The organism is Pantoea hericii (assembly GCF_014155795.1).
In the GTDB taxonomy this organism is placed as follows: domain Bacteria; phylum Pseudomonadota; class Gammaproteobacteria; order Enterobacterales; family Enterobacteriaceae; genus Pantoea; species Pantoea eucalypti.
Genome location: NZ_SCKV01000001.1, coordinates 480,219 through 493,825 on the forward strand (window position 1 = coordinate 480,219; position 13,607 = coordinate 493,825).

The following is a 13,607-nucleotide window of genomic DNA, read 5'->3' on the forward strand; positions in this document are numbered from 1 at the left end:
AAAGCCACCCGAAGGTGGCCTGATAATTAATCCCGCACTGATTACTGCTGATCGCTGGTAAAGCTGCCTGCACTGATGACCGCGCCGCCGATTTCTCTGGTACCGTAAAGCACCGGCACCGGATAGCCCATGGCAACGGTATTAACCGGCGCACCGAACGCATAGTTCGGCTTATTGTCCGTGCTGGATGATGCACCCACGTTAAGCTTTGGCTGCGGAGTCAGCATCTGCACGACCCCACCAAGCAACATACTGATACCTATGCTTGTCAGTGCCGTTGCTGCCAGTCCAACTGCAGTTGTGGTACCAATAGCCGCGCCATATGCAGCCAGTGACGCGCCCGCTGTGAAGAACGCAGCAACAATTGCGACCGCACCGATGATGATCTGCAGTGTGCCGCCACGCTTTGAACCTTCCAGTACCGGCTCCATCTGAAACTCAGTAGCAGATGAGGACATGTCGAACTCCAGCAGGCCGATATTATCTTTGCCGCTAAAGAAGGCGAACCGGATGCCGTTGAGGTGAGCGTTTGATACGAATTTTTTGAAGCCTGGCAACTGTGAGCACATTGCACGCAGCAACTCCCGCAAATCCGCAACGTGAAACTGGTGAACCGGACCAAACATTTTTGCCATCCGGCCTTTGAGTCGCATGGTTTTAAGCATCCATCAGCTCCTTTCTGCGCACGATCCGCACGGTACGGTTACGCCAGTATTCGCCATAAGGAACGCGTGTAGAGAGGCTCCCAGCGTTGTGATGAAGAATGATATTGTTGCCCAGATAGATTGCGGCGTGATTTGTAACCGGAGCGCTGATGCGCATCATGATCATGTCACCCTCACGCAATTCCGCTGGCTCAACCTCGACAAACCCCTCTGACTGCCAGTTGTCGTCATACAGGTTTTCTTTGCCGTCCACCCACCACTCATAGTCAACAGACCAGTTCTTCAGGGTGATGCCGTGCTCACGCTGGTACCAGTCCATGATGAGTGTCCAGCAGTCATTGCTGCCAATCAGCCACGGGCGACCAGTGTAGTCGCGGTCAGTTCGCGGGCTGATGGTGCAGAAGTCGCCATCCGGCCACGACATAATGCCCCACTCCACGCCGGAGAAGTCGCACTGCACCCGATCATGCTCTGACGGGATGAGCTGTGGCGCGTCCGGGTGTGAATGGATGACCATCAGAATTTCGCCCTGCGCTTCCGCTGCCCGCTTATCCTCCGGCGACAGCGTAAAATGCTCGGTCGGCGCGTCAGCGATATTACGGCAGGGGATGTAATTCTGGGTCCGGCCAGACTGGATGACCAGACCGCACGCCTCTTTCGGGTATTCAGCGGCAACGTGTTCACGTATCGCATCAAGAATTTTTTTACGCATCGTCATTTACCCTGAAGGTTTGCAGCCGGGAAACCGCCAAAGGGCAGCGGCTGATCGTCACCAAATCGTGCTTTGCAGTCAGCCATACGCCCGCCGCACACGTCTTTTGACGGGTCGCTGGTCGCCGTGCCGTCTTTGGTGAAATAACGGTTGCCTGCATAATCACAGCCGGTGCCGGTGCGGTACCAGCCACGCATGCACCAGGTGCAGACTGGCGTTATCTGGCGCGATGGAAGCTGCAGGCTCTGAATATCAAAAGGAGAGCAGAGTTCAAAATCCACCTGGGCACGCGTCTCGGATGTTTTCGCATTCACGTAAAACAGCTGAACGCGTTCCTCCTGCGGGTTAGCGCTGGGGTTTCCCGCCGTCCAGTTTGCCGCATCAAGATACTTTGCCAGCGTGGTGTGGATACGCACTTTCGCTTTAACCATGTCGTCAAACTGCAGACACAGCGCGGTGACATAGTTGCCTACGTTGCCAACAGAAAGCTTTGGCGTCGGCTGTGAGCCGGTGCTACTCATCTCCATACCGGTCAGCTCATAGGGATGCGGGTCGTACTCATTGCCCTGCCAGATGATGGACGGCAGGTTTTCTGCTGCATATGACTGCCAGCCTTCGGTCGGCAGGTTGTACGCATGAAAGCGCAGCACGGTATCAAGCCCAAAAGCCGTGCCGTCAATCTCAATCAGCTGGACCAGACTTCCCGGCTCCAGCGCCTGAACGTCCTGGTTAAAACTCATTTTTCACCCAATAAAAAAGGGCGCTGATGCGCTCTGTTGTTATCGTGACATGTCACGGTTCGAAAGACTGCTCAAAGGTAAAACTAATTTCGACAAATCCGCCATTGATAAACTTTGGATTAATCGAATCTCCTTTAACGCGATAAAGCTTTTTCTCACCCCAAGGATTTGTCCACCAGAAAGAGGTAGCGACGTGGGTTTTCAGGAACGCACGCACAGTAGCCATAACGTCCACCTGACCGTTGCAGCTCAGCGACCAGCTTTCAGCAGCATCATTGATCCCTTTCCCGGCGACCTGCTTGTAACCATCGCCGTACTGCGCCTGAATGGTGGAAACGCTAAGCTGTTCGCTCGCCTGAATACGGGTAGCCCAGGTAAATGTATCTGTCGCCATGATCAGCTCCGACCGCTATAAAGAATGCCGCCCGGTGAAATTTCCTTCTTCAGCCTGTCCGTAATCGTCTGTTGAACGATAGATTTAAGCTGTGAGGCTACAGCCGAGGTGCCGGTCGCGGATGATTCACCAGCACCGCTTTCCTGCATTATCGTCACCGGTGCGTCGACCTGAATAATGGTATTGCCACCAGCGAGACTACTACCTGATGCTGATGCAGGTCGTTCCGTAGGGGCGTCGACCAGCCCGCCGCTGGCATAGCCGCGCATCATCCCATAGAGGTTTTCAACGCCAATACGCTCGGTGGCCTCTTTGGTAAAAACGAACTCACCTTTGTGAACAACGCCAGCGGGATCATATTTGCCACCTTCCCCGGTAAATCCGCCGCCATCGTAAGCCTGAAAGCTGGTACTCATGCCCATGGCACCGGTACTGCCCGCCGTTGCTGCTGCACCTGTGCCCACTGCGCCGACCGCTGCCCCCCCAAAACTCATGAAGGATGACAGCACTGTTTTGGTCAGCAGCGCCTGTGCGGTCATTTCAATAAGACTTTTGATGACGCTTTGCGCCAGCGAGGCAAACAGATTTGAAATGCTTTCCCGGAAAGATTGCGTGCCGGTAAGCAAACCAGTCAGGGAGTTAGTCGTTCTCTCTGCCGCCGTTTCGGCCAGGCTCACGATCCCTTTATTCAGTGTGCTCTGTCCGGCATACAAATTGAGCGCAGCCTGATACTGAGCATCTGCTGAATCGCGCGAGGACTTCTGCATCAGCGCTTCGTACTGATCCTTATTCAGCCTGCTATTTTCATAGTAAGCGGTATAAAGGCTCTGCTGCTGCACCAGCTGATTCTGAAGCTGAGCAACCGGATCAACCTCTCCGGCTATATTAAGTTTTGGTGCAGCCGCCTGAGTTGCCTGTGCCTGAATCATCTTCTGAGCAGAATCGTTTGCCAGCGTAATGCGGGCAGACTGGTACTCTCGCTCAGTGACGAGGCGAGCGTCATAAAGCTCTTTCAGATTGCGGCTGGCTTCGGTCTCCTGACGGATAATGGCTTTAGCCGGGGAATATTGCTCGGCCAACTCCTGACGCTGACGCTGATAATTAGCCGCATTCAGGGTCAGCACGCGCTGCACTTCTGCCTGACTCACTCCGGCAGCTTTGGCATCTTTCAGGATTTTTTCCTGCGAAACCTTTTCCTGAAGATTGATTTTTTCCAGGCTTGAGGCGTGCGCCTGCTCAATCTCGTTGCGAAGCGCAGTGAACTGCTTCAGCGCCTGAGCGCCTTTCTTATCAGCCTTAGCGGGGTCCTCACCGCCCCACGGCGATGCCACTTTACCAGCCTCAGCAGCTGCAGCTGTTGCGGCCTGTACGTCGCTTTTGAGGTTTTTAGCCGAGTCAGCAATACCTGTTTTCACCAGGAAACGCGCTTTATCGACGTTCTCCATGTTGTCTTTAAGCGTTTTCAGACCGCTGTTTACAGACTCGAGATCGGCTTCTGCGCGGGTTTTTCCTTTCTCTACACCTGCCAGCTGACCGAAGGGATCGAAGCCTTTGAGGCTGTCCATACGGCTGTCAGCATCCTGAATTTCCTTAATCAGCTGGTTTCTCTGCGTAAGCTGATTTTCATACTGGTCCTGCAGGTCCAGCTGCTTCACGGAAAGCTGCTTGTCTGAAAGCTGCATCAGTGCGGCTGTGGTTTCAATCACAGCGCCTTTGAGATCAATCGCTGACTGACGCGCCTGTTTCGCCTGTTCATGGAAATAAAGCAGCGCCGAGCCGGCAAGCATCGCAGCACCAACCGGGCCACCAATGAGCGACAGCGCTCCACGCGCCAGGCCGGATGCAACAGAGGCAGCGCGGGCCGTGACAGATAGCTGTGCATTGGCCGCCGCCAGTCGTTCCGTTGCCGCTGTTTCCGCAATTCTTGACTCACGAATGGTGCGGCTCAGCGCGACCTGCTCTTTCTGATAGCCGACATTGATACCGGCTGCAGCGTTTGCCGCTGTGCGCGTACCCAGATAGCGGGCTTCTTCCTGAGCCTGCTGACGGGTTGCCTGCGCGGCGGCGATGGTCTGCTTCGCCGTCTCTGCCTGCTGCAGCGCATTTTTCCGCACTGCGGCTTCGTTCGCCGCCCAGCCTGAGATGTTTTCCCTCAGCCCTGCCGTGAGCTTTGTAGAAAGTACGGGAATGAGCGTATAGAGCGCGACAGAGGCCACGGCGTTAAAGTTATCTGAAAGCTTATTAATGCCTTCGGAAATGACCTGAATACCGGAGCGCAGGGGACCACTGCCTGACTGGCCCACTTTGATAATCAGCCCTTCAAAGGCGCTGGTAAGCCCCATCAGGTCGCCATTCAGGTTATTCACCCTTATCGCTGCCTGCTCATGCGCCGTCTGAGTCCCGGTCAGGGATTTGGTCAGCTCATCAATTTTGCCACGATTACCCGTCAGGATTGACGCGGCGTTGATATTCTCCACGCCAAACAGTTTTACGGCTTGCGCAGTAGACAGATTTTTGCCAGCCAGATTTTCCAGCGCCTTACTGAGCCCTACAACGGACGGCTTGAGGGTTTTATCAGTCCCTTTCTCAAGGCTGAGGATGATATTGCGCAGCGCGGTACCCGCTTCACCTCCTTTGACTTCACGCGATGCCAGCACCTGAATGGCGGCATTGAGCGTTTCAAAACCGATACCTGCCTGCGCAGCGGCCACGCCTCCATTTTTAATCGCGGCGGCGGTATCGTTAATTTCGGAAGCGCCAAATTTTGCACCGGCAGCAAGGACGTTAATATAACGGTCGGCCTGTTCAGCACCGGCACCGAACTGGTTCAGTGACAGGGCCAGCGTTCTGGTGGCGTCTGGCAGCGTACTGCCGCCCGCCTGTGCCAGCAGCAGTGCGCTGTTGGTCGCCTTTTGCAGCCCGTCAGCCGTATCAAGCAGCTCGGGCTTGGCTGATGCCATCAGCTTCAGCGCCTCAACAGCCTGGCTGGCGCTGTACTCGGTAGTGCGCCCCATCTGCTGCGCTGCTGCACCCAGATCGCGCAGCTTGTTGCCTGTCGCGCCGGTAATGGATGAGAGGTCAGACAGCGCCTGAGAGTACTGGCGGGACGTCTGGATAATGGTACCGAGTGACAGCCCTACGCCAGCCAGCCCGGCGATCCGCCCGGCCAGTCCGCGAACGGCAGCATTAACGCGACCGTAAGCCTCTTCCGTTTTCTTTGCGTCGTCCTGCGCCTGTCTGTTGAACTGGCGCGACTGCTTACCGGCATCGCCATACGCACTGACGAGCTGGCTTTTAAAATTTGCAGCGTTGAGGTGTAACCCTACCGCCAGCGATGCTACGTCAGCCATTACATTAACGCCCTCATTACGGCGTCACACTGCTGATCCACGCTATGCGTGGCCGTGTTCGGCCTGGTGTCGTGTGGGGATTGCGCGGATTGCGGCTCAGAGCGGGTCAGGATGCCCTGCTGAAGAAAGTAAGCTCGCCAGTGGTTTAGCGTGTCGCACGGTAATGCTGCTATAACTGACGGGTCAGGCTCGCCCCACCTGTCCGCCAGCCACAAAATTAGCTGCAGCCATGGCGAGCTGGTCAGTTTTTTTCGGCAGCTTCCAGTTTACCGATGGCATGCGTTTTCACGCGCTCAATTGCCGCCATCAGCGTCGGGTTATCGTGAGCCTCAAGCAGCTCTGCAGCGGTCGGAAGAAGCTCAGCTTTAACAGGCGAGCCGTCAGGATTAACCAAACTGTCTAGAACAAGCTGGACGCTCATTTCAGAAATTGCACGGATATTGCCGGTTGCCTGCGCTGCATCCAGCTCTTCCTCGTAGCGAATAAGCTCACCGGCAGTGCGCCGGCGGATGTATACCTGAGCGCCCAGCAGCTCTGTTTTGATGGCGGTAGACTTTGGCTGCAACAGAACTGACTTTAACGTGGCCGCACTGAATTTTTTTTCGGACATTATTTGATCCCGTTAGGTGGTAAAAGCCGCCATCAGGCGGCGTGGCTGTGTTAATCAGGAGCCTGCGACAACGCCCCACTCAATGTTGTTCTGCTTGCCCTGAACGGTAATCTGGATCACTTCGCTGGCTGGCGCCGTGATTTCATTCATCTGCCAGCCAGAAAGCGCCAGCACCATGTTTGCGGTACGTCCGTTCGGCAGCTCAACGTAAAACTGCACGGTCTGGCGGTTCTGCGCGGCGTTCAGGAAAGCGGCAAAATCGGTGTTCGACGGATCGTCGATAAAGCCCAGGGATTTCTCCGGACCTTCCGGCAGGTCTGAAATGAACTGCTTGCTCTTATCAATCAGCGTGGTGCAGTCCACGAAACTGCCGGTCTGTCCGGTAGCACCGAGCGCCTTACAGTTAATCAGCGGCTTCATCGCTGAGACAGCGGCACCGGATGCCCCCCATTTCACTACGGTTCCTGCAGGCAGCATCGCGTATTCTGGCGAAGTTTTATCAGCCATGACTTTCTCTCTCTATGAAGGTGGTAGCGGCTGCTACCCGTTGTTTTGAATGCGGTCCCGTATTTCTACCGCGAGGATTCGTAGAACGCGGGATTTGTTGTAATCCAGCGCAGGTCGAATGAAGGGTTCGGGAACCTGTTTGACCGTGCCAAACTCCTGGGCAAGCGCCTTGATGTAATGCTGCTTGCTGGGACCGACGCGAAGCACCACAACGGCATTACCTCTGGTGCGCGTTGTCGAGCGTATTTTGATTGAGTCACGCATATGCGGGCCTTTCGCTGATTGGTCGTAACCTGCATGCTCTTTCATATCCTGCTCAACCACCTGCAGCGCGGCACGGCCCGCCTCGCGCAGAACCTTTGTTCCGGCCTTTTCACCCAGCGCAATAAGCTGACGCTCAAGCTCATCAAGGCCTGTGACTTCCATTCTGAGCACGTCATACCTCACTGAAGTAGATGATGAAGTCTCTGGTCAGGCGGTATTGCACTGCGTTGTTAGGCAGCGTGACTTTATCCTGCTGCAGCGTACCGCGCTCAACGTACTGAACCGGATAGCCGCCGATATCCCCATGCCTGATGCCCTTCCACATCTGCCAGAGTTGAGCATCAAGCGCCAGCAGGCCTGAGTAGTCAGAGACTTTCACAAAGGAAATCTGGAACCGACCGGCCACCAGCGATGTTCTGACCAGACCGCCTTCAATCTCGGGGTCAGAAATACGCTGGTAAGTGATCCCTTGCTGCTCAGTATCAGGAATCAGAAGTGGATAGACTTCTAGTTCAGATAGGGACTGAAGGGATTTATAGATGCCTGATTCAATCATGACGCACATCCCTTTCAGCTGTGATAACAGCACGATCCCGGCTGCTGCGGTCAACAGCCCTGATTGTGTAAACCTCATTACCCCAGCTTATTTTCCAGTCCGTCTGAACATCGCTGCGTGGCCGGATTGTGAACTGCCAGGTTTCAACAATCTGCTGCTGATCCATGCTGCGTATTTTGCGGTTTGAAATGTTTTCAGCTTTCGCCCAGATAAAAGGAGAGCTGATGACAACCTGCCCCGGCAACACCTCACCAAGCGGACCGCGCTCAGATTCGGTGCGCTGGACCTTAATGCGCTTATCAAGCTCGCCAGCCGCAAGGCCGGTCATAGTCCGTAAATCCTGTAAGGTTGAAGGAGCGCATCCACCGCCAGAGGCATTTCGCTGGTATTTTTGTCGCTGACAGCTTCGCGATTTGCATACCAGTGGCCGACCAATAGCAATATGACCAAGCGAATATCATCATCAAGCAGAAGACGGTCCTCATCGGTATCAAACCCGGCATCAGCATTGGTTTCATAAAGATTTCGACGTGTCCATTTCTCAATGTGCCGCTTTGCCGCTCCGATGTAGATCATCAACAGCGAATCTTCACTGTTATCGTCAGCATCAATGCGGCAGTGCTCCCTGACCGTTTCAATTGCGATGATCATGATGAGAAACCTTAAAGCGGCCCGAAGGCCGCTAGAATTAAGAACCGCTTTCAGCGCCGGTAAAGTTTCCGTAGATGAAGGATTCAGGACGTTTGACCGCCAATGCCAGACGCTCTTCACAACGAATTGAGATTAGGTTCTTCTCAAAGTCGTCGGCGTTCTCGGTGGAGATAACCACGTTGGCATCTTCACGATCGAACAGCTGAGCGGCCGCGTTGAATGCACCGGTCAGGAATTTGCCACGGAACTGTGCCGCCTCAGTCGCGACAACCGGCAGGCCCCAGAGTGTTGGTCCAGTCAGTGCGGATGGGTTCGCCAGGATATAACGGCCCAGCGTGTCTTTTGTCAGCTCAATCTTCGCCCAGTCGATAAAATGAAGAACATGGCCAGAAGCCGGGAAGCGAGCCAGTTGAGCCTGAAGCATCGCGAGGCGCAAATCATCAATGCCGCTCTGCTGGGCCACTGAGAATGCCGGATCGAACGCAGTAGCCTGCGGAACGATGCCATGCAGATGAACACCAGTGCCATCACCAAACAAAATTTCCTGCTCTTCGACATACTTCAGGCCGTAGCGCATTTCAGCATCCACGGTTGACTGAAGCTGTGCAAAGTCATCCAGAATCTGTTTAGACGCTTTGAACATGTGAGCAATGGTGGTGACTGGAGTGATCTTGGTAGCAAATTCGATATCGCTATAAGGCTTGGTAGTGCCTTCAGCAACAACTTTTGCCGCGTTTGTGAAGCCAGTCTGCTGCACCCAGAAAATAGCAGGGGACGTTGTGCGGCCCGGTGCGATCAGATCACGAATGAAAAGCCGCTGCTTAGGTGCAGTGTCAATTCCCGGAAGGCGCTGGGGCTCAACAACGCCATCAGCAACATCAGTGGAAAGCAAAGCAGCATTAACCGGAATGCTTACGCGCTTACCGCCTTCAACGCTGGCTGCAAATGATTTCAGCGTTTCATTGCTGACAACAATCCGACCAACGGTCTCAATTGTCTTTTTAGTAGCGTTCAGCGGCATATTTGCAACATGCTGCTCAAGCTCACCCACAGACGCCTTCAGCGATTTATTCGCTTCGTTCAACGCATTGAACTCAGAAGCAATTTTATCAACTGCCTCTTTGGTTTGTGCTGAAAGCTGGCCTGAATCTTTGGCCTCTTTCAGAGCATCCTCAGCCTTCTGGCTGAAGGTGCCAGAAACTTCATCAAGCTTAGCTGAGACTTTTTTCAGTAATTCATTTACATCTGACATAGTGATTCCTTAATTGCCGAACGCCGCCAGGGCGTCTTGGAGTTGTTTAACGTTTTCAGGGTTTACTTCATCGGTAGCGCTCGGCGTACCCTCGGAGTTGGCAGCAGCGCCCGGCGTGCCGCCTGATAAGGCTTTTAGAAGTTTTCGGCGCTCAGAGCGCGGGGTATCGGTTTTAGCCAGTAAAGCATCAAGCTTGCGAAGCGCTGCTTCCGGGCTATCGTCGTCATCAGAAATTTCATCTGCTGAAAGCAGGCGGTCAGCAAAACCTTTATCAACTGCATCACTGCCACCGATATAAGTTTCACTGTCCATCATTTTGGCGACATCGCCCGTGCTGAGACCTGAACGGTGGGAGTAGATATCACCCATCGCTTTATCGAATGGCTCCATGTCAGCGGCAATTTGCTCAAGATCGTGACGATTTCCCATCGCATAAACCCAGCAGTTGTGGATCATAAGGAAGGCACCCCGACCAATCTGGATATCATCACCAGCCATCGCAATGATTGATGCCGCCGACGCCGCAAGACCAAGAACCTTGACCGTCACCTTGCCTTCGTATTCACGCAGAAGGTTGTAAATGGCGAGGCCTTCAAACATGTCACCGCCTGGTGAGTTGATGTTTACTGTCACATCTGCGCCGTTCATTGAACGCAGCGCTCCAGCGATCCGGCTTGCTGTCACCCCATCCCCCCAATAATCAGAGCCAATCACATCGAATACGGAAATGCTGTTTTCGTCGGGATTAGCGGCCTTGATACCGCCGTTCCAGCGTTCCATTGCTGCTGACGGCAGGTCTCTTTTTGAGAGCGCAGAAGGCCGTCCCGCCGGCGCTGCCGGAAGGCTTTTCAGTGTCATGTGAATAACTCCTAAGCCGCTTTCTTCAGCGGGGATTGTTCGAAAGGAATATCAGGGAAAACGTAGTTATGAACTTTAAGGAGGTTGGCGGCCTGTGCTGCCTGGCTATTTTTCTTCAGGTCCTCCAGCGGCGTAAGGTTCAGTTGAACTGTATAAAGATCGCCTCCCTCAATAGGTGGCATGTTTTCGAGTCGGCGGACGTCATTACGTGACATCCAGCCGTTCTGCAACGCCGTGGTGTAATAGGCAGAGCGACCAGCACTGTCTGCGCGAAGAAGACCTTCAACAGAGAACTCTGCAAATAAATCTTCATCGCCATCCAGAAGACAACGCGAAATTTCCTGTTCAATATTGACCAGTAAAGGACGCAGAGTATTAGTCAGAAACTGGAGGTTCATTCCCTCTACGCTCGAAGCCCAGCTGCTCTGCTTATCCGCATGACCGACCATAAACGGCGGTACGCGGAACCATCGGCAAATTTCTTCAATACTGAAAGCACGTGACTCCAGCATCTGAGCCGCTTCAGGGTTCATGGTGACATTCTGGTACTTCAGCCCGCCTTCAAGCACCATGATCTTCCCGGCGTTACGCGAGCCGGTGAACGCCTGCATATAACCACGCAGCCTTTCGCGCTGGTCATTATCCAACGCAGTTTCAGCAGAGAGAAAACCGGAGCTCTGAAGACCGTTTTCAAATATCTTGGCAGCAGACTCTTCTACCGCCATCGCAGCACCAATAACATCACGCCCCGTCATCATGGGCATCATTCCGCAGACGCCATCAAGACCGAACCCGCGAATGTGCATGATATTTTTAGCGGGGATAACTCGTTGTGAATTTGACTCTGTGTACGTGTACTGCAGTGAACCGTTATCAAGCCGCTTTACGACCATGTTCTGAGGCAAAAGCGGCACCAGAGAAACCAGCTTGTTGCCGATCATCTTTTTCTCAACAAATCCATTACCACGAAGGCATATGCTTGCCACCAGCATCAACATGAAGCGAGATGGTGTCATTTCAAGATTTGGTCGGCGGCACAAAACCTGATAAGCCGGGTGGTTTGTAGCTGGCTTTCGTGATCCGTCAGATTGTCGCTCGTAAATCTTCAGCGGCAGCGTGGAGACTGACTCACTCAACAGTCGGACGCAGGCCCATACAGCAGAGAGCCGAATCGCTTTGTCAGCGGATACAACTTTTCCGCTGGTACTCATGCCCATCCATTCCTGCCAGAAAGTACCCGTTGTCAGTCCGATCGGTACACCAAGCCAATTGAGCAAAGCGCTTTTAACTTTGCCGGGCTGATTATTTTTTTTCATCAGAAACCTATCATTATCGGGTTTTCAAAGAAGCCGCTCAGGTCCTGCACATCACCGCCGCCATTTACCAGAAGTCGGCTTTTGGCTGTGAATAATGCAACCGGCCCATCAATTTTGTTTTCCGGCGTAGATTTGTTCGGAAAGATATTGTCGTTTTTGTCAGGTTTGACGGTGATATTCGACATCATCCAGGTCATAACGGGGTTGCCGTCATGATGGAACTTATTGCCGTATATCTCCGCCTGAACTGACTTCATGGACTCAGACAGGTTTTTAACCGTCTGCGGCACCTCAACCAGAGGCAGGCCTTCTTCAGCCAGCGCCAGGCTGAATTGCAATGCGCTCCATGGGTCGAATGCGATTTCTTTAATATTCTCGCCTTTTACCCATTCCACTATTTCAGCCTTAATGACCCCATGATCGATTACATCTCCGTCTGTAAGCTCAAGGTGTCCTGCATCAGCCCATTTACGATAGAGCTCTGCAATATGATTAGGCGCTGTTTCAATGCGCCCCTCAGGCAACCAGAAGCGGGGCTCCATATGCGTCTCGCCTGTCGGATCTCGCCATGTTTTAACAGCAGCACAGATGTCGATTTTGTTTGCGAGGTCAACACCAACCCAAAGAGGCCAGCCTTTTCTTTTGGCCTCTTCGGCAGTTGGCAACATCTTCGACCAGCGATCCATATCCATCCAGGCGCTTTCCGCTGTAACCCAGATATTCAGGTGCTTAGTGAAAAAGTTAGGCCGCGCAGCAACCTGCTCTTTTGCTTTTTTAGCGAGGCGGCGCATATCGTCCCAGCGCTTGCAGACACCGAGACCGGGGTTAGCCTTTGGCCAGTTAGCCTCATCAAACGGATCGTCTTCTTCGTCCAGGGTATAAATGACAGCAAAGTAAGTGTCATCCTCCACGACGCCGCGTAGGACCTTGATGGCGTAATCACGCTGTTCAAAGCAGATGCCTTCTTTATTGGACCCTGCTGTAGTGATGGCGAACAGAAGAGACTGAAGTCGCGCACCCGTGGCGGTCTCAAGTACATCCCAGACGTCACGTGTCCGGTGAGCGTGCAGCTCATCAACTATGCCGCAATGGATATTGAGGCCGTCGAGATTGTTAGCATCACTGGAAAGGGGTTCAAATTTTGATGCTGATCGCTCCTGATGGATGTTCAGCTTAACGTGACCAAACAAACGTCCTAAAGTGCGTGGCGCTTTCTTAATCATGTTCTTGGCATCATCAAATACAATCCGGGCCTGATCGCGGGTTGTGGCCGCTGAGTAAACCTCTGCGCCCCCCTCACCATCAGCGCCGGTCATATAAAGCCCGATACCCGATGAAACCGTCGATTTGGCATTTTTACGTGCCACTTCGTTATAAGCGGTACGGAACCGGCGAACCATGACCGGATCGCCATCATCATCCATGACCTCTTCACCGCTCATTTCATCAATCAGCGGAATGGTGAAACCAAAAAGGTTTATCAGGATGAAGATGTGCCAGGGCATAAGCTCAATAGGCTTACCTGCCAGAGCACCTTTTACGTGCGGAACGAAGTTATAGAAGTCGAGAATGTGCTGGGCGCGGTCCTCACTGAAGTAGATACCGCGTTCCGGCCCGTGTTCTAAATCATTAAGGAATCTCTGGCACGCAAGGCGCACCAGTTCGCCAGCAACGATCTCGCCAGCCAGCACGCTTTTTGCGTACTGAATACCAGCCTGAACAGTTGCCATTC

At 53.5% G+C, this 13,607-nt stretch carries 15 protein-coding genes; all 15 read right to left on the reverse strand.

Going from position 1 to position 13,607, the window contains the following annotated elements; translation table 11 throughout:
* Window positions 1-41 precede the first annotated feature (41 nt).
* The 15 genes from H7K52_RS02065 to H7K52_RS02135 all read right to left on the reverse strand — a co-directional run bounded on the left by H7K52_RS02065 (window position 42) and on the right by H7K52_RS02135 (window position 13,605).
* A complete protein-coding gene (locus tag H7K52_RS02065; RefSeq protein ID WP_008925138.1) occupies window positions 42-665 on the reverse strand; it encodes a tail assembly protein in 624 nt (207 codons plus the stop codon).
* Window positions 658-1,377: a C40 family peptidase gene (locus tag H7K52_RS02070; RefSeq protein WP_008925137.1), complete on the reverse strand. Its 720-nt coding sequence runs from the start codon at window positions 1,375-1,377 to the stop codon at window positions 658-660. Before H7K52_RS02070 ends, H7K52_RS02065 begins: the two co-directional genes overlap by 8 nt.
* 2 nt (window positions 1,378-1,379) lie before the next feature.
* On the reverse strand, window positions 1,380-2,117 hold the full coding sequence (locus tag H7K52_RS02075; protein ID WP_008925136.1) for a phage minor tail protein L: 738 nt from the start codon (window positions 2,115-2,117) through the stop codon (window positions 1,380-1,382).
* A 52-nt stretch (window positions 2,118-2,169) separates the two neighbouring features.
* On the reverse strand, window positions 2,170-2,511 hold the full coding sequence (locus H7K52_RS02080; protein ID WP_008925135.1) for a phage tail protein: 342 nt from the start codon (window positions 2,509-2,511) through the stop codon (window positions 2,170-2,172).
* Window positions 2,512-2,513: 2 nt separating this feature from the next.
* Window positions 2,514-5,861 carry a phage tail tape measure protein gene (locus tag H7K52_RS02085; protein ID WP_182629591.1) on the reverse strand — a complete coding sequence of 1,116 codons (3,348 nt, stop codon included), beginning with the start codon at window positions 5,859-5,861 and terminating at the stop codon, window positions 2,514-2,516.
* Between the two features lie 241 nt (window positions 5,862-6,102).
* Window positions 6,103-6,471: a phage tail protein gene (locus H7K52_RS02090; protein ID WP_182629592.1), complete on the reverse strand. Its 369-nt coding sequence runs from the start codon at window positions 6,469-6,471 to the stop codon at window positions 6,103-6,105.
* Window positions 6,472-6,525: 54 nt separating this feature from the next.
* Complete coding sequence (locus tag H7K52_RS02095; RefSeq protein ID WP_182629593.1) at window positions 6,526-6,978, reverse strand: phage tail protein; 453 nt, start codon at window positions 6,976-6,978, stop codon at window positions 6,526-6,528.
* 33 nt (window positions 6,979-7,011) lie between these two features.
* Window positions 7,012-7,404: an HK97-gp10 family putative phage morphogenesis protein gene (locus tag H7K52_RS02100; protein WP_220486692.1), complete on the reverse strand. Its 393-nt coding sequence runs from the start codon at window positions 7,402-7,404 to the stop codon at window positions 7,012-7,014.
* Between the two features lie 10 nt (window positions 7,405-7,414).
* On the reverse strand, window positions 7,415-7,798 hold the full coding sequence (locus H7K52_RS02105) for a hypothetical protein (RefSeq protein ID WP_008925130.1): 384 nt from the start codon (window positions 7,796-7,798) through the stop codon (window positions 7,415-7,417).
* The gene (locus H7K52_RS02110) at window positions 7,791-8,126 is read right to left on the reverse strand and encodes a phage head closure protein (RefSeq protein WP_008925129.1); all 336 of its coding nucleotides are present in this window, start codon (window positions 8,124-8,126) and stop codon (window positions 7,791-7,793) included. Before H7K52_RS02110 ends, H7K52_RS02105 begins: the two co-directional genes overlap by 8 nt.
* Window positions 8,123-8,449 (reverse strand): head-tail connector protein, encoded by a 327-nt coding sequence (locus H7K52_RS02115; protein WP_008925128.1) that lies wholly within the window; start codon window positions 8,447-8,449, stop codon window positions 8,123-8,125. Before H7K52_RS02115 ends, H7K52_RS02110 begins: the two co-directional genes overlap by 4 nt.
* Before the next feature lie 37 nt (window positions 8,450-8,486).
* A complete protein-coding gene (locus tag H7K52_RS02120) occupies window positions 8,487-9,701 on the reverse strand; it encodes a phage major capsid protein (protein WP_008925127.1) in 1,215 nt (404 codons plus the stop codon).
* A gap of 9 nt (window positions 9,702-9,710) precedes the next feature.
* The gene (locus H7K52_RS02125; protein WP_008925126.1) at window positions 9,711-10,559 is read right to left on the reverse strand and encodes a head maturation protease, ClpP-related; all 849 of its coding nucleotides are present in this window, start codon (window positions 10,557-10,559) and stop codon (window positions 9,711-9,713) included.
* 11 nt (window positions 10,560-10,570) lie between these two features.
* Window positions 10,571-11,875, reverse strand: a complete 1,305-nt coding sequence (locus H7K52_RS02130) for a phage portal protein (RefSeq protein WP_008925125.1) — start codon at window positions 11,873-11,875, stop codon at window positions 10,571-10,573.
* The gene (locus tag H7K52_RS02135) at window positions 11,875-13,605 is read right to left on the reverse strand and encodes a terminase large subunit (RefSeq protein WP_008925124.1); all 1,731 of its coding nucleotides are present in this window, start codon (window positions 13,603-13,605) and stop codon (window positions 11,875-11,877) included. Before H7K52_RS02135 ends, H7K52_RS02130 begins: the two co-directional genes overlap by 1 nt.
* Between the last annotated feature and the right edge of the window lie 2 nt (window positions 13,606-13,607).